The organism is Phreatobacter sp. AB_2022a (assembly GCF_026847585.1).
GTDB lineage: Bacteria > Pseudomonadota > Alphaproteobacteria > Rhizobiales > Phreatobacteraceae > Phreatobacter.
Window position 1 is genome coordinate 84,765 of the sequence record NZ_JAPSET010000019.1, and the last position, 19,558, is coordinate 104,322.

Sequence of the window (19,558 nt, forward strand, 5' to 3'; positions counted from 1 at the left end):
TCAGTTCCTTCCGGCCCGCCAGGCGAGCCATTGCACGATCAGGAGCCCCGTCACGGTGACCAGGATCATCAGCGTCGCGACCGCAGCGATGACCGGGTCGACATTCTCGTTGATGCCGTCCCAGATGGCGCGGGGCAGCAGGTAGACGTGGCGGCTGGTGATGAAGAGCAGCACCACCACCTCGTCCCAGGAGGCGATGAAGGCGAAGACGGCGCCGGACGCCATGCCCGGAAGCGCGGCGGGAAAAAGCACGCGCCGCAGCACGATGCCGGTGCCGGCGCCCATGGAGCGGGCGGCCTGTTCGAGCCGCGGGTCGAAGGCGGCGAGCGCCGCCGAGACGGTGACGAAGACGGGCGGGATGCCGCCGACCGTATGGGCGAGCACGACGCCGGCATAGGTGTCGAGCAGTCCGAGCGGAATGAACATGCGGTACCAGGCAAGGCCGGCGACCACCCCCGGCACGATCATCGGCAGCAGCAGGGCGAGGCGCAGCCGGCCGGCGATCGAGGGCGCGAGGTTGCGGCAGCCGATGGCCGCGAGCGTGCCGAGGATCACCGACAGGGCCGTCGAGACGACGGCCACCACGACGCTGCGGACGAGGCTGTCGCGCCAGAGCGGCTCGCTGGCGAGCGTGCGCCAATGGTCGAGCGACAGGCCGTTCTGCGGCAGGGCGAGCCATGTCGTGTCGGTCAGCGACACCGGCACGACGACCAGCGCCGGCAGCACCAGGAAGGCGAGCACGCCCACCGCCATGATCCGCCAGAACTGGAACCAGGCCGAGGGAACGAGGGTCATTTGGCACCGAACAGCTTGTCGGCCGGAACCAGCTTCGCGACGAGCGCCAGGGAGAACACGACCAGCATGAGGAGGCAGGTGGCAAGCGCCGTCGCGATGCCCCAGTTCAGGGTCTCGCTGATGCCGAACTCGATATACTGGGCGACCATCACCACCTTGCCGCCGCCGAGCAGCGCCGGCGTCACCAGGAAGCCCAGCGACAGGATGAAGACGAGGATCGTCGCGGCGACGATGCCGGGCAGGGACAGCGGCAGGAACACCTTGAGGAAGCTGCGCACCGGCCCGGCGCCGCAGGCCCGCGCGGCCGGCACCAGGCGATGGTCGATGCCCATCATGGTCGAGAGCAGCGGCAGCACCGCATAGGGCACCATGTAGTGCACCATGCCGATGAGCACGCCCGTCTCGTTGCGCAGCAGCGCCAGCGGCTGGTCGACGAGGCCGAGCGACATCAGCGCGGCATTGACCAGGCCCTCGCGCTGCAGCAGGACGACCCAGGCGAAGGCCCGGACGAGCACGGACAGCCAGAACGGCATCAGCACGGCGAGCAGCAGCCATTGCCGGTGGCGCGGCGCGGTATGGGCGATCACATAGGCGACGAGATAGCCGAGCAGCACGCTGATCGCGGTGGTCGCCAGCGCCATGCGCAGCGTGGTCGCGGCGATGGAGCGGTACAGCGGCTCGGCGACGAGCTCGACATAATTGCCGAAGCCTGCGGCCGGCTCGACGAAGGACAGCCTGAGGACATTGGCGACGGGAACGGCGAAACAGACCGCCGTGACCGCGAGGGCGGGCAGAACCAGGGCCCAGGAGGTGGAGAAGCGGCTGTCACTCATGGAGGGCCGATGCCTTGGGCCGCCCGGCGCCGGCGCGGTCGAAGATGATCGCGCCGCCGACGATGGTCATGACCGCGGAAGCTGCCGCGATGGCCTCGTCCGGACAGGCGAGGAGATTGGTATCGACCACGGTGATGTCGGCGAGACGGCCGGGCGAGAGCATTCCGAGCTCATGGCCGAGGCCGGCGGCGATGGCCGGATGGGTGGTGTAGGCGCGCAGCGCCTCCAGCCGCCCGATCGCTTCATGAGGCCCTATCAGCGCGCCGGAGCAGGTGCGCCGGGTCACCATGGCCGCGATCGTGGTGAACGGGCTGCGGCCGCAGACCGGCGCGTCGGTATGGGCGCAGACGAGCGCGCCGCGCGCCATCATCGAACGGTGCGGCCAGAGCCAGGGATGATCGCTCTCCGGCCGCTGGCTGAGATAGCTGTCGCCGAGATCGTGCAGGAAGGCCGCGGCCGACGAGACGATGGTGCCGCTCGCGGCAAAGCGCGCCTGCGTCGCCGGCGGCATGCAGCAGCAGTGCTCGACCCGGGCGGGAGGGCCGCCGGCGCCGGCCGGCGCGCTCGCCGCGATCGCGTCGAGCGCGAGGTCGATGCCCCGGTCGCCATTGCCGGTGAGGCAGAACTGCAGCCCGGCCGCGCGCACCGCCCGCCCCCTCTCGGCAATGTCCTCGGCCGCATAGTTGACGAAGCCGCTGGTTTCGCCGTCATCCCCCGGCACCGGCCGGTAGGGCCGGTGATAGGCCGCGGTGCGGCCGCCGGTGCTGCCGTCGAAGCCGAATTCGACACCCGCGAGGCGCAGGCGCGCGTCGCCGGCACCGAAGCGCTGACCCGACCGGAGGAGCCGGTCGAGCAGCTGTTCATCGCGGCCGTCGGCCATGATCGCGACGCGGATCGGCAGGCGGCCGTCCTGGTGGAGCCGGCGATAGGCATCGATCGCGTCGGCGGCCGTGAGCGCATTGTGAACGGCGGTGATGCCGAAGGAAGCGATTTCCCCGAACACAAAAGGAAAGCCGGCAAGGAAGTCGCCGATCCCCTGGCCGCCATTGGCGACCTTCACCACGTGCTGGGTCATGCGGCCGCCGGTACGGCCGGTGGTCTCGCCCCCGCCGTCGACAGCGACCTGGTCCGGAGCGGCCGCGGGATGGCGTGTCGCGATGCCCGCGAGCGCGAAGGCGGCGCTGCTGGCGATGCCGACATGGGCGTCGCGCCGGAGCAGGAAGACCGGCCGGCCGGGCGCGGCGACGTCCAGCTCCGCGCGGGTCGGGTGGCGCCCGCCGACGGCCTGCTCGTCGTAGCGGTAGCCGAGGAACCAGCGGCCGGCCGGCGCGGCGGCGTCGAAGGCGCGGATCCGCGCGAACAGATCGTCGAGCCTGCCGCTCAGCGTCGACAGGTCGTGCCAGCGGCTGCGCTTGGCGGCCTCCCCGTCGGGGTGGCAGTGGCTGTCGACGAGCCCCGGCATGACGAAGGCGCCGCCGAGATCGACGACACGGGCCGCCCGGCCGGCATAGGGCGCGACCTCGCCGTCGCTGCCGACGGCAAGGATCCGCCCGCCGCCGATGGCGAGGGCTTCCGCGAAGGGCCTTGTCGCATCGAGCGTCGCGATGCGCCCGCGCGTCAGCACCAGGTCGACGGTATCAGACATCAGCCGGCGATGACCTTGACGTAGTCGTTGTAGACGCGGTCCTGGTTCTCGCCGTGCCACTCCGGGTTGGCGAGCAGCTGGACGGCCATGTTGGCCTCGTCCGTCGGATTGTCCGGCTTCAGCTCCGCCGGCACCAGCGCGGAGGCGGCCGGATTGGCCGGGCCGTTGCCCATCAGCCGCAGGAGCTCGACCTGCGATTCCGGCGACTGGGTGGAGGCGATGAAGTCGAACACGGTGGCGCCGGCGGGGTTGCCCTTCGGCACCAGCCAGCCGGCCGGGATCAGGATGCCCTGGTTCCAGGTGAAGTCGATCCGGCTGTTGCGTTCGCGGCGCATGACGACGGCGCGGGTGTGCCAGAGCATGCCCATCGACACTTCGCCCTGGCGCATCAGCTGCTGGCTTTCCGCGCCGGTCTTCCAGAACACGGTATTGGCCTTGATCGCCCGGATCTTCTCCAGCGCCCGCTTCTCATCGATCGGATAGATCGTCGCCCGCTCGGCGGCGACGCCGTCCGCCATCAGCGCCCCTTCGAGCGCGCCGAGGATGCGGTCGGGGAGCGTGCGGGTTCCCGGGAAGTCCTTGGTGTTCCAGAAGTCGGCCCAGCTCTTCGGCGGGTTGTCGCCATAGCGCCGCCGGTCGTAGGTCAAAACGAAGCTGTAGAGGAAATGCGATATGCCCCAGTCGTTGTAGAAGCCGGGCCGCACCTTGTTGCGGTCGACGCGGCTCCAGTCCATCGGCTCCAGATAGCCGCGCCGGCCGAGATTGTAGGCGGCCGCGAGATTGGCGTCGCAGACGTCCCAGACGACGTTCCGGCTTTCCACCATGGTCCGGATCTTGCCGAAGCTCGGGCCTGAGCCGTCGAACTCGACCTTCACGCCCGACTGCCGCTCGAACGGCTGGCCCCATGCGGTGGGCTGGTGCTTCAGCGCGTCGCCGCCCCAGTTGCAGACGACGAGGCGCCGGATCTGCGCCGAGGCAGGCAGAATGCCGGCAAGCCCCGCCGCGCCGAGCGCGGCGAGCAGCTGGCGTCGCTGGACGGGCTGCTGCACGTTAGTCTCAAGCGCAAGCGCAAGTGCGTCGCGAAGGTAGCCCGTATCGGCCATGGCAGCGTTTTCCCCAGATCCGCAGTTGTGCGAAGGATAACTTTTTGTCGATTCATTGCAAGACATATATCCTTTACTCATGATTGAGGCAGGGTGACCATGGATATGACCGAGACCGGTCCGCTGAGCCCGCGGCTGACCCTCGCCCAGCTCGACGCGCTGCGGGCGGTGCTGGCGACCCGTGGCGTGAGCGAGGCGGCGCGGCTGCTCAACGTGTCGCAGCCGGCGGTCAGCAAGATCCTGCGCCAGGTCGAGCGCAGCCTCGGGCTGACGCTGATGCAGCGGGACGGCAACCGCGTGATCCTGACGCGCGAGGCCGAGCTGCTGCAGGCCGAGGTCGAGCGGCTGTTCGGCACCTACGAGTCCATCCAGCGGCTGGCCGCGTCGCTGCGCGGCGACGCCGGGACGACCATCTCGGTCGCGGCGATCCCGACCCAGGCGACCCGCTTCATGGTGCCGGCGATCAAGGCGTTCCGGGCCCGCCATCCGGACGTCAGGGTGAAGCTCGAGATCCTGGCCAACCAGCCGATCATCGACGCGGTCGCCTCCGGGCGCGCCGAATTCGGCCTCGCCCATTCCATCGCGGTGACGCCGGAGCTGAAGACGGAGGATTTCGGCGACCAGCGCGTCTTCTGCATCGCGCCGCCAGGGCACCGCTTCGCCCGCCTGGACCTGGTGTCGCGCGCCGATCTCGCCGGCGAGACCTTCGTCTCCTATGGGCCGAACACCACCTTCGGCCGCTGGATCAGCGCGGCCTTCGCGCGCTCCGGCGACGACCTCCAGGTGGATGTCGAGATCACCGCCTCGCCCACTTTGATCGAGGCGGTGCGGATCGGAACCGGCGTCGGGCTGGTCGAGGAGGCCGCGCTCGGCCCCCATGCCGGCCGCGACCTGGTCGTCCGGCCGTTCGCGATCCCGCTGTCGTTCCGCTCGCGCATCCTGCGCAGGCCGGGGCGCGCCCTGTCGCGGCCGGCCGAACTGCTGCTCGACGAATACCGGCGCATCGTCGAGGCCGGGGACTGGCGCCAGCCGGACGCCGCCTGAGGCTGACGGAAACGGCGCGGCGCGCCGCATCCGCCGGCCGTTCGGCCGGGCTGGCCTTGCGGCCGGCCGCCGACTAGCCTCCCGATCATGGCAGATGAGGGAGGGATGGTCCGATGCTGATCCTCAGCGGCTTTGCCGCCAGCAACTATTACAACAAGGTCAAGCTCGCGCTGCTCGAAAAGGACGTGCCGTTCGAGGAGGAACTGGTCTGGATCGGCGAGGTCGACCGGTCCGCCTCGCCGCTCGGCAAGGTGCCTTATCTGAGGACCGAAGCCGGCAAGCTGTGCGAATCCTCGGCCATCAACGAATATATCGAGGCGGCCTATCCGCAGGTGCCGCTGCTGCCGGCCGATCCCTTCGCGGCCGCCAAGGTGCGCGAGCTGACGATCTATCTCGAACTGCATCTCGAGCTGGTCGTGCGCAACCTCTATCCGGAAGCCTTTTTCGGCGGCACGGTCGACGACGCCGTCAAGGAGCGGACCGAGCGGCAGCTGAAGAAGAGCCTGCCCGCCTTCGCCCAGCTCGCCCGCTTCGACACGCCCTTCATCGCCGGCGACATGTTCACCATGGCCGACTGCGCCGCCGTCACCCACCTGCCGATCCTGGCGAGCGCCACCAAGATCATCTACGGCCGCAACCTGCTCGCCGAGCTCGTGCCCGACGCCCTGCCCTATCTGCAGCGCCTCGCCGAGCGCCCGCATGTCCGGCGCGTCAATGCCGACCGCAAGGCCAATACCGAGGTGATGCTGAAGCGTTATGCGTGAGGCGGCACGGGCGCGAAGCTGGCGCCCGGAATGGGCGATGCGCCCGGCCGTCGTGCCGGCCGGGCGCTCGCGGGAGAGGGGCGGCCTATCGCCCGCGTCAGGCCTCGCAATCGGCGAGCTGGCGGGACGTCTCGCGGCCGCCGATCAGCACCAGGCCGAGCCCGGCCGCGGCGAGCAGGCCACCAGCGACCGTCACCGCGGCGTAACCGAGCCCCAGGCTGATGACGCCGGCGCCGAGCGCCGCGCCCAGCGCATTGCCGAGATTGAAGGCGCCGACATTGATCGAGGAGGCAAGGCCCGGCGCTTCGGCGGCCGCCTGCATCACCCGCATCTGCACCGGCGGGACGATGGCGAAGGCGGCGGCGCCCTAGGCGAGAAGGCCGATCGCCGTCGCCGCATGGCTTGCGAAGGCGAGCGGCAGCACCACCATGATGGCGGCGAGCGCGCTGAGGAAGATCTTGGCCGCGCCGTCCAGCGACCAGTCGGCGAGCCGCCCGCCGAGCCAGTTGCCGAGGGTGAAGCCGACGCCGATCAGCGCCAGGGCGAAGGTCACGAAACCGTCGGACGCACCCGTCAGGGTCTTCAGCGTCGGGGCGACATAGGTGTAGAGCGTGAACATGGCGCCCGCGCCCATGACGGTGGTCGCCATGGCGAGCAGCACCACCGGCCGGGTCAGCACGGCGAGCTCGCGCCGCACATCCGGCATCCGGCCGCGCGCGCCCTGCGGCAGGGCGAGCCACAGCGCCGCCATGGCGGCGACCCCGATCAGCGCGGTGCCGGCGAAGGCCATGCGCCAGCCGATCTGCTGGCCGATCCAGGTCGCGGCCGGCACGCCGCCGATATTGGCGATCGTCAGGCCCATGAACATGGCGGCCACCGCGCTCGCCTGCTTCTCCTTCGGCACGACGCTCGCGGCCACCACCGCGCCGAGGCCGAAGAAGGCGCCGTGGTTGAGGCTGGTGACGAGCCGCGCCGCCAGCAGCGTGACATAGCCCGGCGCCATGGCCGACATCAGGTTTCCGGCGGTGCAGATGACCATCAGCAGGATCAGCGCGGTGCGCTTGCCGAAGCGGCTGAAGGCGAGCGTCATCACCGGCGCGCCGGCCATGACGCCGATCGCATAGGCGCTGATGAGCAGGCCGGCGGTCGGGATCGACACGTCGACGCCTTCGGCGATGACCGGCAGCAGGCCCATCGGCGAGAATTCGGTGGTGCCGATGCCGAAGGCGCCGATGGCGAGCGCGAGCAGCGCCCAGCGGGCATGAGTCGAGGGTTCAGCCGCAACAGTGGCCGTCGAGGCGGAGCTGGTCACGGGTCCTGTCCTTATGCGTCCCAGTCCGGCGCGAGGCCGGCGGGGCTGACGATGCGGCCGTCCGGTCGCGCCAGCGCGGCGATCGCGGCCATGTCGGCTTCGGCGAGGCTGAAATCGAAGATGGCGATGTTTTCCTTCACGCGGTCCGGCCGGGCGGTCTTGCTGAGCGCGACATGGCCCTGCTGGATCAGCCAGCGCAGCCCGACCTGGGCGGCGCTCTTGCCGTGTTTCGCGCCGATCCGCTGCAGCACCGCGTCCTGCGGCACGGCGCCGTCGGCCATCCCGTAATAGGCCGTCAGCACGATGCCGGCGGCCCTCGCTGCCGCGGCGAGCGCGGCCTGCGGCAGATAGGGGTGCAGCTCGACCTGGTTGGTGACGATCGGCGCCTTGGACCGGACGAGATCGTCGACCTCTATCTCGACCGGACCGACATCGCCTTCCGCATCGGCCCCCTGCCGAGCTCGGGCATGATCGCGCGGCGCATCGGCCTCGCCCACCGCAAGATCGTCGCCGCCCCCGCCTATCTCCAGCGCCACGGCACGCCGCGCACGGTCGACGACCTCGCCCGGCACCAGTGCCTCGGCTTCAATTTCCGCCGTTCCGCGCCGGTCTGGCCGCTCCGCGAGAGCGGCCGCACCGTCGACCGCGCGGTCGGCGGACCGCTGCTCGCCAACAATGGCGAGACGGTGCGGCGCATGGCCCTCGCCGGCGCCGGCCTCGCCCGCATGGGCGACTATCACGTGCGCGCCGACCTCGCCGCCGGCCGCCTCGTCGAAGTGCTCGCCGACGTGATCGAGCCGGACGAGGAACCGATCCACGCCGTCTTCCTCGGCGGCCCCCGCATGCCCCACCGCGTGCGCGTGTTCCTCGACTTCGTGGTGCCGCGGCTGCAGGGGTTTCTGGGGAAGGGAGGTGAGGGGGCTATTGCGGGAACGTGTCCTCGTGCTTGCGCGCCGGCAGGAATCCGCTAGCCTCCGTTGCAAAGCAGGCAGCTCACCAGGAACCTAATGAATGTCGGTCATAATGGGTTCCCATTCAAACGAAGCGATCATTCCTCTTCGATGAGTTGGTGAAGCGCCCGTCTGAAGTAGCTGTTCACATGCTCAACGGCTCCGATCACGGGAAACGAGAAGTGGTCATCCAACTCACTGCCCGCAATTGCCAGGGGTTTTGGAATCGACAGCAGTCCATAGTAAAATACGATGTGAGCCTGGGCTGATATGGGTTCAATGCCCACGCTTTTGCCGTAATCCAGCAGGTGCATGTTGGTTCGCAGTAGATCTGCTTTGATAATGCCCCGCCTTCCTCCATCGTATGAACCATTCCCACGCTTGATATTATACGACGTTAGGCGGCGTGTTTCGTTGTCAAAAACCAGGATATCAATCGGAATTGCGCGCTCTCTATCACCATAGGCAAGTTCAATGCGCAGGCATTTTTCCACACGCTGATGCACATTCAATTCTTTCAGTGACGCATGCGATAGCTTGAATTCATCCTCGCGCCAAACTTTAAAGCGCGGACAATCCTTCAGTCTTTCCAATATCGCCTGGTCGATAATTTGTCCGTGGCGCTTGTAGGCCGAGCTTATAATGCTCGTGGCCCGTGAGTATTTTCGATCCGCGATGGGATCCTCGCGGAACGTCGAGCGCCGGAGTTTGTCCATCGTATCGTCGATAGTAGGCCGTAGCCGCTCAAGCACGTCATCCAAGCTGGATTGCGGTATTGGCTTTCCACTTGGTGGATGCATGTCGGACAAATTTTCCCTTTTCGATAGTACGCTTGGCAGATATCATTTTAGATATTATCTGTGCGTATTCTTAACACAAAATACCAAGTGGTTGCATTGGGGGGAAGGCATGAACGATACGTCAGCGGGCGCGGGCTCGAAGGAATTTGACCTTCAGCCGGATACGCGCGTTCTGCCAATGCTCGGCGAGATCAACATCGATCAGTGGCGGTGTATCGCCGAACTCGTGGACAATGCGATTGACGGCTTTCTGAACTCACATCGCGCTGGCGATTCTATCACGGGGCCTCGTGTCGATGTGACACTGCCCAACGCTGATAAGGAAGGCGCTCAACTAAAAATTACAGACAACGGCGGTGGCATGAGCCCGGAAGTGCTGGAGCGTGCTGTCCGCGCGGGTTGGTCGGGGAACAACCCCATCGACAATCTTGGCCTTTTTGGAATGGGCTTCAACATCGCGACCGCTCGCTTGGGGTCGGTCACGGAAGTGTGGACGACCCGCAAAGGGGAAGCTGAATGGCATGGGCTGTCGATCGATTTCGACCAGCTGCGTAGCCAACGCCACTTCAAGACGCCACATCTTCGTCGTCCCAAGGCCGACATAGATCAGCACGGCACGGAGGTGACAATCAAACGGCTCAAGCCCGAGCAGAGGAAATGGCTGGCTCGTCCCGCCAATCAGACTGGCGTGCGCAAACGGCTTTCGCAAACCTATTCATCGATGCTCCGCAAGAATGGCGTTCCGATTTCCTTCGACCTTTTCATCAATAACAAACGCGTGGAAGGGTTGCGGCATTGCACTTGGAGCGAAGATAGGAAAGTCGATTTACCGGACCTCGGGACCGTGCACGCTGTTATCCCGATCAACCATTCAATGGCTCAGCGCTTTTACTGCACGAACTGCATGAGCTGGCTAATGGATGTCGATCCAAGTGCCCCGTGCCCCATCTGTATTTCAAAGGGAACAGTGACGAAGCGGAGCCGCAAGGTCACGGGCTGGATTGGTATTCAGCGCTATCGCAATCAGAATGAGTTCGGTCTGGACTTCATTCGCAATGGGCGAAAAATCGAGATATCGAACAAGGATCTCTTTATCTACCGCGGGGAGGATGGTGAAGAGCGGGAATATCCCATCGACGATCCCCGAAACGAGGGCCGGATCGTTGGAGAAATCCATATCGACCATTGCCGTGTAAGCTACGCCAAGGATCGGTTCGACCGCACCGATCCGTCCTGGGACGAAATGGTTAGGCTGATCCGCGGAGAAGGGCCGCTTCGCCCCGAGAAGGCGAAGAGCCTTGGCTACTCTCAAAATGACGCTCCCCTGTTCGCGCTGTTCAAGGCCTTCAGGCGTACAAGCCCACACAGCAAGACCGCTGGCGCGTATGCGCGCATCATGATTGTGAAGGACAACGCCCGCGCGTCGGAGATGGCCAACCTCTTCCACGATGGAAATCCTGAATATCAGGATGACACAAAGTGGTGGGAATTGGTCGAGGAGGCGGATCGCGAGTTGCTTTATGGCACTGGCGGAAAACCCAAATCCGATGACGACGACAAGAAGCCAGGCGAAACCCTCCCCGCTGGCCTTCTTGATCCCGATGATAGTGCAAAATCGGCGCTGCCGGCAGACCCGCAGGGATCTACGCCCGAGCCGCCGAAACCGCCCGCACGGCGTGAAATTCCGAGCCTGTCGCGTAAATATCTCTATCAAAAATCAAATACCTCATGGCCGGTGGTCGCCTTCGAGGTCGCTTCGACGGATCCGCAGCTTCCGGGCGGTTCGCCCTGGGTGACTGTTTTGGCCGATGTGGCGACCAGGACGTATCACTTCCTCTATGACCCGGCCCACGAGGTCTTTCATTCGATCACCATGACACCGCGCGACGCCTTGTTGACCGATTTGGCCTGGTTAACGGGCGAGCTGCTGCGGACATCGCAGGAAGGCCCAAAACTCGGAGAAATCTTAGCGGAGCTTCGGTCCAACTATGGGGATGAAACGCTTCTCGACGCGAAGACCATGGGAGCGGATGCCTCCAACATTCTCACCGACATCGCCAGGGCTTTCGTTCAAAGCTGCAAGGAAGAAGATCGAGCAGCGCTGTTCAACGAGCTGACTGTCGCGAACCAGCAAATGGTAATGCGTGCGCTTGCCGCGAAAAAGATCAAGCCCACGGATGTGACAGGCGACGGATCGTTCTTGCAATATGCGCCCATGGAGATCTTGCGCTCGTTGATCGAGCAGCACCCAGAGTATTGCTTCGAAGGCAAGATCTGGGATGAGCCGTATGAATCCCTTGACTACGGGGACACCGAAATCACCGACGGTGTCCGATCAGGAATCGTCTCCAAGTATATTGGGTTGCTCAACGATGCGATTTGGCTATCCAGGCAGGACAGCAGCGACCTTGTGAACGCCCCACGGGAAGAGTTGATCAGGGCGACGATGTCGCTGCGGCTACTGAGGCCCGACGCGGAGCCAACCTGATGGCTCCATCGTTTCTCGATGAGCGACGCCTTTTAAAGGGGCCATGGCAAGCGTTTGAGAGGGATGTCGCACGGCTGCTCATCTGCGCCGGCTTCGAGGATGTGCGCGTCGTCGGCGGCAGCGGTGATAAGGGCGCCGATATCGTTGGAGTGAAGAACGGCCAGATATGGGTCGTTCAATGCAAGCACACAACGACGGCCCCCCCTCAAAAGAGCGCCGTTCAAGAGATTGTTGATGCGGGGGCCTTTTATAAGGCCGACCGGCTGCTCGTGGCCACATCGCGCGCGATTGGCGGAAGCCTGCAGGCCGAGATCGAACGCTTCGCGCGCGTGGGGATCATCGTCGAGACGCTCGATCCCGCGAAGCTCCGGAGCTTTGTGTCTTCGGTGCCGGAATATTCAAAATAGCGCCGCGGGCTTCGGCCTTACCAGCAAGCCACTCTCGAGGCGTTCCGAGAAGGGCTTCTCGATACCGGCAGGGCGCAGGTCGTGCTGGCCACGGGCCTGGGCAAAACGGTCGTCATGGCCGAACTGGTCGCTGATCTTTATCGCGATGGCCTGATCGAGGGGGGCCGCGTTCTGGTCCTCGCTGACAAGCGTGAGCTCGTGAAACAACTGCAGTTCGGATTTTGGTATCAGCTACCCAAGTCCATCCCGACGCATTTGCTGTCGGGCAACGAAAGCCCCAGCTTCTGGGACGGAATCACTTTTGCGACAGTGCAGAGCGTCATAGGACGCACCGATAGTCTCCCCAAGTTTGGTTTGGTCCTGGTTGACGAAGCGCATCACATTGGATCCCCGACGTTCAGGCGGGCCCTGGAACTACTTCGGCCACCACACGTGGGCGGCGTGACGGCAACGCCCTGGCGAGGCGACGCGTTCGACATCAATGAGATTCTTGGCCATCCGCTCGCACAGGTCGGCATTTCAGATGGTCTCAAGAACAAGTATCTCTGCGAAGTCGATTACCGGCTTCTAGCCGACAATGTTGACTGGAAGTTCGTTCAAGAGCTTTCACACCACAAATACTCACTCACGCAACTGAATAAGAAGCTTCTCATTCCGACACGTGACGAGGAAGCCGCTCGACAAATCGCGGATGTCTTCCAAACGGAGAAGCGGCGTGGCGGGATAATCTTCTCCCCGACCGTCGATCATGCGGAGAGCTTCGCCGGTCATTTGCGGTCATTTAGCCTGCGCGCGGAGGCGATCTCATCTCATCAGGACGATCGAGAGCGCGACCGGTTAATGGCATCGTTCCGCCGCGGCGATATTGATGTTCTCGCGAGTGTCGATCTCTTCAATGAAGGCGTTGATGTTCCTGATGTCGATCTGATCGTTTTCATGAGGGCAACCCACAGCCGACGCATTTTCGTTCAGCAGCTCGGGCGTGGCCTTCGCATGAGCCCGAACAAGGACAAGGTCGTGGTGCTGGACTTCGTGACGGACTTGCAGCGCGTCGCCGAAGTTATTCAATTGGAGAAGGCGTCCTCCGGGCCAACCGAACGGCTGCCCTTGGGCCATCATCTGATCAGCTTCAGGGACGAGTCAGCAGGGAGCTTCATGCTCGAATGGATGAAGGATCAGGCCGATCTCATGCTTCGCGAGGGCGACGCACGGCTCGAGCTCCCGAAATTCGATTATCCGAATACGCCCTTGCCGGGAGGCGTGGATTGAGGATTCCAGAGTCAATTCGCGAAGATGTTCGGATAAAGTTGTGGTCAGAGGCCGATCGCCTCGATTGGCCGACACTGACCTTACCCGCCAAGTCGCGCTACTACACTATTTGGACCGAGACACCCGACCTTGGCGGGCGCCTTGGGGCTTTCATGGATGCGCGCCAAGTCCGCGTTTACATCAAGGATACGTTGTTGAAGGCTTACACTCGAGAACGCACGTCCGATGCTTCGCGTGTCCTCCGTGTCTTAGGCCTGCCCGGCAATATCGATTTCAGCACAACGTATATTAAACCCCACGGACGGCGTTTGACGGATGGCCGCGAAATTGCGTGGAGCCGCGCCACGGAGTGGAAGGCAACCCTACTTGCGTTGCACGAGCGCGCGTTCGAAGGAAACGCCACGGCATTCGGTGCCGTTCTATTTGAGGCGAATGCCCGGCATTCCAGTCCAGAGTCACGTGCTGTTGTCGAGAGCGCAGCCAAGAAACTCGAAATTCAAAAGCTGGTCTGGCTTGAATAGAGCGCCATCGGACGCGCGCCTAGGACCGCCCAATCGTGACGCCCCAGCGGTAATCCTTCGCTTCCTTGTAGAGGATCACGCGCCCAGCCAGGAGCGTCGCCTGCCAACCTGCAGGCAGTGAAGCCAGGATGGAAAGCACCGCAGTGCGCATCGTGGGCTTGAAAAGCGCTGGTCCGACGAACGTTGCCGCCTGGAGATCGGGATGCGAGACGCGGCTGCGCGGCGCCGCCGCCTCGGCCCGGAAATAGTACGGCAAGGCCTGACGGATGGCGCTGATGATCGCGGCGAGTGAAGCGCCTGGTACCAGTTCGATGTCAATCGGCTGATCTAGATCGATTGGATAATTCGCATCGAAGCCTTTCGGCTTGAGATCGGTATCGTCGCGGTTGCGACCAGGGTCGTTCGACCCAAATCCACTGTTGTTCCAAGCCACCGGCTTCGTCGCGCCGTAGTGACGGATCAGTTGTGTTTCAAGATCGATCGCCGTGAACACGAAGACGCGCACAGCCTTGAACACCACCGTTGCCGTATCGAGGTTTTGACGGTGTTGGATCGTGAAGGAGTGGCGGCTGAGACGCTTGCGCAGCCCGGCATCACCGTCGGTCTTGCCGATGTAGACGATCTCATCGTTCAGCAATAACTGATAGACTCCTTGCTCGTCGGGAAGCGTCGCGACGGCTTCGGGCGTGAGCGGAGCGGCTTTCATCTTGTCGAAGATACCAACAAGGCTGGTGAGAAGCGCGTCCGGGAGATCGAATTCGAACTCAACGAAGCCGGATGTCATGCGGCTTCCTTCAGATGGCGGGCCACGTCCTCACCCACCACGCGGGCGAGCTTGACGGGAACCGCGTTTCCGAGTTGCCGCATCGTCTCTGTCCATGAGCCGTGGAAGAGAAAGTCGTCGGGGAACGTTTGCAGGCGAGCGCTCTCACGAACGGTGAAGTACCGAATGCTCCCGTCGGGACGCACCAACATGTTCTCACCGCCCGGCACGCCATGCACGCCTGCCTTCAGCGTCTTACCAGGTTCATCGAGCGGACTGCCGGTGTGGCCTGGATAGGAACGCGCGCCTGGCTGAAAGCGGTGATTGAGGAGCGTCGCCGCAACGTCGGGCTGATGCTCTGGATCCGGAAGCCCCACTAGCGCATCACGGACCGTATTCCATGGATGCTCGATAGGCGGCCCGTCCATGCGTCGAATGTGATCAGTGCTCCGGGAAATGAAGCGATCCTTGCGGGCCACCTTGTGGCGGTCCCAGTAATCACCCTTCACTTGATCCCAAAGCAGCGCGTCGTGCGAGTGGGTCGAAAGCGGAAAGTGCCAACTAACGCCGAGATCATCGCGAAACCCTACGAAGAACACGCGCTCACGCTTTTGCGGCACGCCGTAGTCGGCGGCATTCAACACCTGCGTCACAACATGGTACGTTAGATCGCTTCGGCGACCACTGGTGTGGTGCTGCTCGAGGCGGGCAAGATGATCAGCCCAATCCTCGCTCTTGCGCGCCACTATATCGGGGTGCTCAAGCTGGAGCCGGATGTATTCGAAGTAGTTGCGGAAGGTGGCACGGGTAAGCCCCTTCACATTCTCAAAAATGAAGGCCTGGGGTCGCGCTTCACGCACGGCGCGGATCGCTTGCGGGAACATGTCGCGCGCGTCGTCGTAGGCACGATGGCGCCCGCCAAGGGAAAACGGTTGGCACGGCGGACCGCCAGAGATCAACTTGATTTGGCCTTCGTATTCGCGAAAATCGACGGAGCGGACATCGCCTTCAGTCAGATTCCATTTATTGACCGCGTTAATGCCGCGCGTCTTGTTTTCGCGGATAGTATCGCAGCAGTAAGAATCCCATTCAATAACGTTTATGGGCCTAAAACCGGCTTCGTGTAATCCGATGCCGAGGCCGCCTGCTCCCGCGAATAATTCGATAGACTTCATCATCGCAAGAATGCCTGGATTCTATGCCCAAGGAACGTCAAATCATTGAGCTCGCATTCCCAAATGGTCATGACGTCCCACCCCAATGCCGTGAGTTCCGCCACGTTCCGCTTGTCGCGCTCGGCATTGGCAGTCAGCTTGGGCAGCCAGAACTCGAGTCGCGATTTGGGAAGCCGTGCGAGCTTACACGCCGAATCGTCATGACGATGCCAGAAACACCCGTGGACGAAAATGACTTTGCGACGCTTTGCGAACACCAAATCCGGTCGACCGCACAGATGCTTGCCATGCAGCCGATAGCGGTAGCCCAGTCCATGGACAAGCCTGCGAACGATCATTTCGGGGCCGGTGTTTTTCCCGAGAATGCGCGCCATGCGTTCGGAGCGAGCTTTTTCCGATAGCGTATCGACCATAGTGGAAAGATAGAGTGATCACATTCGTACGCCATCCCTCCGCGAACCATAAGGTCGCTCGGCTTTTCGAACTCGAAAATTTCCTTGCTGTTCAAGCTGTAAGAGGGCGCGCGACCCAAATGAGCGGCCTGAGACGCAGGTGACAGACCGTACGGGACACATGGGTTCCATTGTCCGCTTTTGTTCTGGAAGCGGAGGGTGGGATGCCATGGAAGGAGAGTTCGGTCATGGACGAACGCCTGCGCTTCGTTGCCCGCCTGTTGGATGGAGAGGCGATGACGGAGGCCTGCCGGGCCTTCGGCATCTCGCGCAAGACGGGCTACACAATCTTCAGCCGCTACCGCGCGCACGGACGTGAGGCTCTGAGCGATCGCTGAACGCCGGCCGGTACGTTATGCCAATCATCTGCCCGGCCAGGCCGAAGGCCTGATCGCGGCGCTCAAGCGCGACAAGCCACATTGGCGCGCGCGCAATCTGCGCGAACGGATCGTGCGGCGGCTGGCCAGCGACATGCGCGTGCCGGCCCGCAGCACCATCCACGCCGTCCTGCATCGCCATGGATTGGTGAAGCCTCTCAGGCACACTTGGCCGAGAGTGCCGTGTCGGAGGCAGCCAGTTGAATTGCGAAGGGATCGTACCGCCTGCCAGAGCCGCTTCCGGGCAAACGCGTGGCCGGAGCCCGATTTCAGATAGCGTTCGAAAGCCGATGCCTTGTCCGGCGTCGAGAACGCAATGTAGGCCGCCAGACGCCAGGGCAGCTGTTTCGACGTACGAGGTGACTTGCCGGCATTGTGCTCGGCGAGCCTGCGTTTCAAATCGGAGGTAGCGCCAACATAGCGCTGGCCGGCATGTTCGATGCTCTCGAGCAGGTAGACATAGCGCATCGAGACGGCCCTCCTACGCTGAAGCTCCGGAGGGCATCGTGCTTCGCGCGGCGGACACTGCCAATCCTGCGAAGCTCGCAGAGCGAAGCAGGATGGCGGAGAGGGAGGGATTCGAACCCCCGATACGGTTGCCCGTATGCCGCATTTCGAGTGCGGTGCTTTCAACCACTCAGCCACCTCTCCGCGGTGCCAGAAAAAGCGGGTCGAAGACCGCCTCTCCCGTCGAAAGCATGCGCCGTTTAGCGGAAGGCGCGCGCCGGTTCAAGCGCCTCGGCGCGGAATAACGAGGCGATGATGAAACCGCCCACGGTTTTCCTTGACTTCGCGCGGCTTTTCCCGCATTGAGCGCCGCTTGAAGAAGCGCGCGCCCGGCGGCCCGTCCGGCTGGCACGCGCTTTTCGTCGTGAGAACCGTGCCCCTTCGAGGGCCGGCAAGATCAACCAAGAAGACGGCCGGCGGGCCTCATCGGGCGCGCCAAGGTTCGTCGAATGCAAGGATGTTCAACATGTACGCAGTCATCAAGACTGGCGGCAAGCAGTACAAGGTCGCCGCGGCCGACACGCTCACCATCGAGAAGCTGACGGCGGAAGCCGGCGAGATCGTGGTGTTCCCCGAGGTGCTGATGGTCGGCGGCGACGCCGGCATCACGGTTGGCGCCCCGCTCGTCGAGGGCGCGTCCGTTGCGGCCGAGGTCGTTCGCCAGGCGCGCGGCCCGAAGGTCATCTCCTTCCGCAAGCGCCGCCGGCAGAATTCCAAGCGCAAGAAGGGTCATCGCCAGGACCTGACCATCGTGCGCATCGCCGAGATCCTCACCGGCGGCGCCAAGCCGACGGTCACCTCGAAGGCCGCCATCGCCGCCGCCACCGAGAAGCCGGCCAAGGCCGAGAAGGCCGCCAAGACCGAGGCCGCGAAGCCGGCCAAGGCGGAGGCTGCCGCCGCGGCGGGCGAGGTGCGCGACACCTCGAACCTGTCGCTGATCGCCGGCATCGGCCCGACGATCGAGAAGAAGCTGCGCGCTGCCGGGATCACCTCCTGGGAGCAGATCGCCGCCTGGACCGAGGCCGACATCGAGGCCAAGGACAAGGAGCTGGCGCTGCGCGGCCGCGCGACCCGCGAGGAATGGGTCGAGCAGGCCAAGGAGCTTCTCGCCGGCAAGCCGCCGCGCGCGAAGGTCGACCAGGCCGAGCTGAAATCCGGCGAGGACAAGTAAGCGGTTTCCCGCTTGTCTTCGCAACCAAGACCACGTTTTATAGATTGAACAGATCGGGAGCTTGATATGGCTCACAAAAAAGCAGGCGGCTCGTCGCGTAACGGCCGCGATTCCCACTCCAAGCGCCTCGGCGTGAAGCGCTTCGGCGGCCAGGCCGTCGTATCCGGCAACATCCTCGTCCGTCAGCGCGGCACCAAGTTCCATCCCGGCACCAATGTCGGCCTTGGCACCGACCACACCCTCTTTGCGACCGCCGACGGCCGCGTCGAGTTCCGCACGAAATCGAACAACCGAACCTATGTGTCGGTCGTTCCGATGATTGCCGCAGCCGAATAAGACGGCGGCATCCCATCGGAGCCGCCGGCGAAGACGCCAGGCAGCTCCGATGATCAGGGTTCAAGGATCAAGGGGCGCCCGGCGGCAAGGCCGGCGCCCCTTCTTCTTTGGTCCTCGGGATGGTCTCGGGGTCCGCATCAGGCCCAAGGAGCCTCGTCATGACCGCCCTGGAAACCATCCTGGAATGCCGCGGAAGCGGCCTTTCCACCGAATGCAGTATCCCCGTCCTCGAGACTGAGCGGCTCGTCCTCCGTGCGCCGCGTTTCGAGGACGCGCGTGCGATCACTGGCGTAGCCAATGATCGCCGTATCGCCGAAATGACGGCGAACCTCCCGCATCCCTATGCGGAAAAAGACGCGGAGAACTGGATCAGCAATGCCTGGCAAGGCGAGGATCATCCTTTTCTCATCACGTCGAAAACCGACGGCGCCCTGATCGGAGCGACGGGTTTCGTGATGCCTGAGATCGGCGATCCCGAAATCGGCTACTGGATCGGCACCGCCTGGTGGGGCCGGGGTTTCGCGACCGAGGCGGCGCGCGCCGTGGTCGATCATCTGTTCACCGACCATGGCGCCAAGGCGGTCGCCGCCCGCGCCCGCGTGGTCAATCCGGCCTCGCGCCGGGTCATCGAGAAATGCGGCTTCCAGTGGGTCGGCGCCGGCCTCACCCGCTCGCGCCTGCTCGCGAGCTCAGTGCCGGTCGACAAGTTCCTGCTCGACCGCAGCGTCTGGACCAGCCTGAAGGCCTGGCGCGACCCGATCCTCAGGCGCAGCGCGCCGAAGGTGGTGATCGGCGAGCTCGGCTGATATTCAACCACCCCCGGCCCGCGACGGGCCGGGGGTTTTT

18 protein-coding genes, 1 tRNA gene and 6 pseudogenes are annotated in these 19,558 nt (G+C 64.1%); 12 read left to right on the forward strand and 13 right to left on the reverse strand.

The genetic code is table 11. The features are described from left to right. From OZ671_RS15595 to OZ671_RS15610, 4 genes are read right to left on the reverse strand one after another with little or no spacing between them, the layout of a single operon-like run. Complete coding sequence (locus tag OZ671_RS15595; protein WP_268861604.1) at positions 1-795, reverse strand: ABC transporter permease; 795 nt, start codon at positions 793-795, stop codon at positions 1-3. Continuing rightward, complete coding sequence (locus tag OZ671_RS15600) at positions 792-1,628, reverse strand: ABC transporter permease (protein ID WP_268861605.1); 837 nt, start codon at positions 1,626-1,628, stop codon at positions 792-794. The genes OZ671_RS15595 and OZ671_RS15600 overlap by 4 nt, the downstream gene beginning before the upstream one ends. Next, entirely contained in the window at positions 1,621-3,273 is a 1,653-nt protein-coding gene (locus tag OZ671_RS15605) for an amidohydrolase (protein ID WP_268861606.1), read from the reverse strand. The genes OZ671_RS15600 and OZ671_RS15605 overlap by 8 nt, the downstream gene beginning before the upstream one ends. Continuing rightward, on the reverse strand, positions 3,273-4,322 hold the full coding sequence (locus OZ671_RS15610) for an ABC transporter substrate-binding protein (RefSeq protein ID WP_268861607.1): 1,050 nt from the start codon (positions 4,320-4,322) through the stop codon (positions 3,273-3,275). Before OZ671_RS15610 ends, OZ671_RS15605 begins: the two co-directional genes overlap by 1 nt. A gap of 153 nt (positions 4,323-4,475) precedes the next feature. On the opposite strand from OZ671_RS15610, the gene OZ671_RS15615 reads away from it, so the two are divergent. Together OZ671_RS15615 and OZ671_RS15620 are read left to right on the forward strand one after the other, a co-directional pair. Beyond that, a complete protein-coding gene (locus OZ671_RS15615) occupies positions 4,476-5,420 on the forward strand; it encodes a LysR family transcriptional regulator (RefSeq protein ID WP_268861608.1) in 945 nt (314 codons plus the stop codon). Positions 5,421-5,533: 113 nt separating this feature from the next. Then, complete coding sequence (locus OZ671_RS15620; protein WP_268861609.1) at positions 5,534-6,184, forward strand: glutathione S-transferase family protein; 651 nt, start codon at positions 5,534-5,536, stop codon at positions 6,182-6,184. Between the two features lie 97 nt (positions 6,185-6,281). Here the strand turns inward: OZ671_RS15620 and OZ671_RS15625 are convergent. Both OZ671_RS15625 and OZ671_RS15630 read right to left on the reverse strand, forming a co-directional pair. Next, a pseudogene (locus tag OZ671_RS15625) lies at positions 6,282-7,496 on the reverse strand (MFS transporter). An 11-nt stretch (positions 7,497-7,507) separates the two neighbouring features. Next, positions 7,508-7,891: pseudogene (locus OZ671_RS15630) on the reverse strand (aldo/keto reductase); the annotation flags it as partial. Here OZ671_RS15630 and OZ671_RS15635 point away from each other — a divergent pair. After that, a pseudogene (locus OZ671_RS15635) lies at positions 7,892-8,467 on the forward strand (LysR substrate-binding domain-containing protein); the annotation flags it as partial. It abuts the pseudogene before it with no gap. A 77-nt stretch (positions 8,468-8,544) separates the two neighbouring features. On the opposite strand, the gene OZ671_RS15640 reads toward OZ671_RS15635, so the two are convergent. Continuing rightward, the gene (locus tag OZ671_RS15640; protein ID WP_268861610.1) at positions 8,545-9,255 is read right to left on the reverse strand and encodes a hypothetical protein; all 711 of its coding nucleotides are present in this window, start codon (positions 9,253-9,255) and stop codon (positions 8,545-8,547) included. A 100-nt stretch (positions 9,256-9,355) separates the two neighbouring features. On the opposite strand from OZ671_RS15640, the gene OZ671_RS15645 reads away from it, so the two are divergent. The 5 genes and pseudogenes from OZ671_RS15645 to OZ671_RS15665 all read left to right on the forward strand — a co-directional run bounded on the left by OZ671_RS15645 (position 9,356) and on the right by OZ671_RS15665 (position 13,931). Then, on the forward strand, positions 9,356-11,734 hold the full coding sequence (locus tag OZ671_RS15645; RefSeq protein WP_268861611.1) for an ATP-binding protein: 2,379 nt from the start codon (positions 9,356-9,358) through the stop codon (positions 11,732-11,734). Next, positions 11,734-12,141, forward strand: a complete 408-nt coding sequence (locus OZ671_RS15650; protein ID WP_268861612.1) for a restriction endonuclease — start codon at positions 11,734-11,736, stop codon at positions 12,139-12,141. Before OZ671_RS15645 ends, OZ671_RS15650 begins: the two co-directional genes overlap by 1 nt. 21 nt (positions 12,142-12,162) lie before the next feature. After that, positions 12,163-12,585, forward strand: a pseudogene (locus tag OZ671_RS15655) (DEAD/DEAH box helicase family protein); the annotation flags it as partial. Continuing rightward, positions 12,583-13,410 carry a DEAD/DEAH box helicase gene (locus tag OZ671_RS15660; RefSeq protein WP_268861630.1) on the forward strand — a complete coding sequence of 276 codons (828 nt, stop codon included), beginning with the start codon at positions 12,583-12,585 and terminating at the stop codon, positions 13,408-13,410. The pseudogene OZ671_RS15655 and the gene OZ671_RS15660, both read left to right, overlap by 3 nt. Beyond that, entirely contained in the window at positions 13,407-13,931 is a 525-nt protein-coding gene (locus OZ671_RS15665; RefSeq protein WP_268861613.1) for a hypothetical protein, read from the forward strand. The genes OZ671_RS15660 and OZ671_RS15665 overlap by 4 nt, the downstream gene beginning before the upstream one ends. Before the next feature lie 19 nt (positions 13,932-13,950). Here the strand turns inward: OZ671_RS15665 and OZ671_RS15670 are convergent, their stop codons facing one another. The 3 genes from OZ671_RS15670 to OZ671_RS15680 are packed head-to-tail and all read right to left on the reverse strand — an operon-like array spanning position 13,951 to position 16,282. Beyond that, positions 13,951-14,715, reverse strand: a complete 765-nt coding sequence (locus OZ671_RS15670; RefSeq protein WP_268861614.1) for a GIY-YIG nuclease family protein — start codon at positions 14,713-14,715, stop codon at positions 13,951-13,953. Next, entirely contained in the window at positions 14,712-15,872 is a 1,161-nt protein-coding gene (locus tag OZ671_RS15675) for a DNA cytosine methyltransferase (RefSeq protein ID WP_268861615.1), read from the reverse strand. Before OZ671_RS15675 ends, OZ671_RS15670 begins: the two co-directional genes overlap by 4 nt. Further along, complete coding sequence (locus OZ671_RS15680; protein ID WP_268861616.1) at positions 15,869-16,282, reverse strand: very short patch repair endonuclease; 414 nt, start codon at positions 16,280-16,282, stop codon at positions 15,869-15,871. Before OZ671_RS15680 ends, OZ671_RS15675 begins: the two co-directional genes overlap by 4 nt. Positions 16,283-16,485: 203 nt before the next feature. Here OZ671_RS15680 and OZ671_RS32090 point away from each other — a divergent pair. Continuing rightward, positions 16,486-16,861: pseudogene (locus tag OZ671_RS32090) on the forward strand (helix-turn-helix domain-containing protein); the annotation flags it as partial. 113 nt (positions 16,862-16,974) lie between these two features. Here the strand turns inward: OZ671_RS32090 and OZ671_RS32095 are convergent. Together OZ671_RS32095 and OZ671_RS15695 are read right to left on the reverse strand one after the other, a co-directional pair. Continuing rightward, positions 16,975-17,166, reverse strand: a pseudogene (locus OZ671_RS32095) (GIY-YIG nuclease family protein); the annotation flags it as partial. Positions 17,167-17,259: 93 nt separating this feature from the next. Beyond that, positions 17,260-17,349 (reverse strand) — tRNA-Ser (locus OZ671_RS15695). 322 nt (positions 17,350-17,671) lie between these two features. Here OZ671_RS15695 and OZ671_RS15700 point away from each other — a divergent pair. Both OZ671_RS15700 and rpmA read left to right on the forward strand, forming a co-directional pair. Beyond that, positions 17,672-18,376: a 50S ribosomal protein L21 gene (locus OZ671_RS15700; RefSeq protein ID WP_268861619.1), complete on the forward strand. Its 705-nt coding sequence runs from the start codon at positions 17,672-17,674 to the stop codon at positions 18,374-18,376. A 66-nt stretch (positions 18,377-18,442) separates the two neighbouring features. After that, positions 18,443-18,712: a 50S ribosomal protein L27 gene (rpmA, locus tag OZ671_RS15705; RefSeq protein WP_038303758.1), complete on the forward strand. Its 270-nt coding sequence runs from the start codon at positions 18,443-18,445 to the stop codon at positions 18,710-18,712. A gap of 137 nt (positions 18,713-18,849) precedes the next feature. Here rpmA and OZ671_RS31965 read toward each other — a convergent pair whose 3' ends face one another. After that, positions 18,850-19,110 carry a hypothetical protein gene (locus OZ671_RS31965; RefSeq protein ID WP_328286368.1) on the reverse strand — a complete coding sequence of 87 codons (261 nt, stop codon included), beginning with the start codon at positions 19,108-19,110 and terminating at the stop codon, positions 18,850-18,852. On the opposite strand from OZ671_RS31965, the gene OZ671_RS15710 reads away from it, so the two are divergent. Continuing rightward, positions 18,994-19,518, forward strand: coding sequence for a GNAT family N-acetyltransferase (locus OZ671_RS15710; protein WP_328286367.1), 525 nt, complete (start codon positions 18,994-18,996; stop codon positions 19,516-19,518). The genes OZ671_RS31965 and OZ671_RS15710 overlap by 117 nt on opposite strands. The last annotated feature ends 40 nt before the right edge of the window (positions 19,519-19,558 follow it).

What these genes read in the sequence shown, in the direction of transcription:
- OZ671_RS15675 (WP_268861615.1), bottom strand. Translation starts at nt 15,872, where the DNA reads ATGATGAAGTCTATCGAATTATTCGCGGGAGCAGGCGGCCTCGGCATC.
- OZ671_RS31965 (WP_328286368.1), bottom strand. Translation starts at nt 19,110, where the DNA reads ATGATCCTCGCCTTGCCAGGCATTGCTGATCCAGTTCTCCGCGTCTTT.
- OZ671_RS15680 (WP_268861616.1), bottom strand. Translation starts at nt 16,282, where the DNA reads ATGGTCGATACGCTATCGGAAAAAGCTCGCTCCGAACGCATGGCGCGC.
- OZ671_RS15650 (WP_268861612.1), top strand. Translation starts at nt 11,734, where the DNA reads ATGGCTCCATCGTTTCTCGATGAGCGACGCCTTTTAAAGGGGCCATGG.
- OZ671_RS15645 (WP_268861611.1), top strand. Translation starts at nt 9,356, where the DNA reads ATGAACGATACGTCAGCGGGCGCGGGCTCGAAGGAATTTGACCTTCAG.
- OZ671_RS15595 (WP_268861604.1), bottom strand. Translation starts at nt 795, where the DNA reads ATGACCCTCGTTCCCTCGGCCTGGTTCCAGTTCTGGCGGATCATGGCG.
- OZ671_RS15600 (WP_268861605.1), bottom strand. Translation starts at nt 1,628, where the DNA reads ATGAGTGACAGCCGCTTCTCCACCTCCTGGGCCCTGGTTCTGCCCGCC.
- OZ671_RS15670 (WP_268861614.1), bottom strand. Translation starts at nt 14,715, where the DNA reads ATGACATCCGGCTTCGTTGAGTTCGAATTCGATCTCCCGGACGCGCTT.
- OZ671_RS15620 (WP_268861609.1), top strand. Translation starts at nt 5,534, where the DNA reads ATGCTGATCCTCAGCGGCTTTGCCGCCAGCAACTATTACAACAAGGTC.
- OZ671_RS15615 (WP_268861608.1), top strand. Translation starts at nt 4,476, where the DNA reads ATGGATATGACCGAGACCGGTCCGCTGAGCCCGCGGCTGACCCTCGCC.
- OZ671_RS15605 (WP_268861606.1), bottom strand. Translation starts at nt 3,273, where the DNA reads ATGTCTGATACCGTCGACCTGGTGCTGACGCGCGGGCGCATCGCGACG.
- rpmA (WP_038303758.1), top strand. Translation starts at nt 18,443, where the DNA reads ATGGCTCACAAAAAAGCAGGCGGCTCGTCGCGTAACGGCCGCGATTCC.
- OZ671_RS15700 (WP_268861619.1), top strand. Translation starts at nt 17,672, where the DNA reads ATGTACGCAGTCATCAAGACTGGCGGCAAGCAGTACAAGGTCGCCGCG.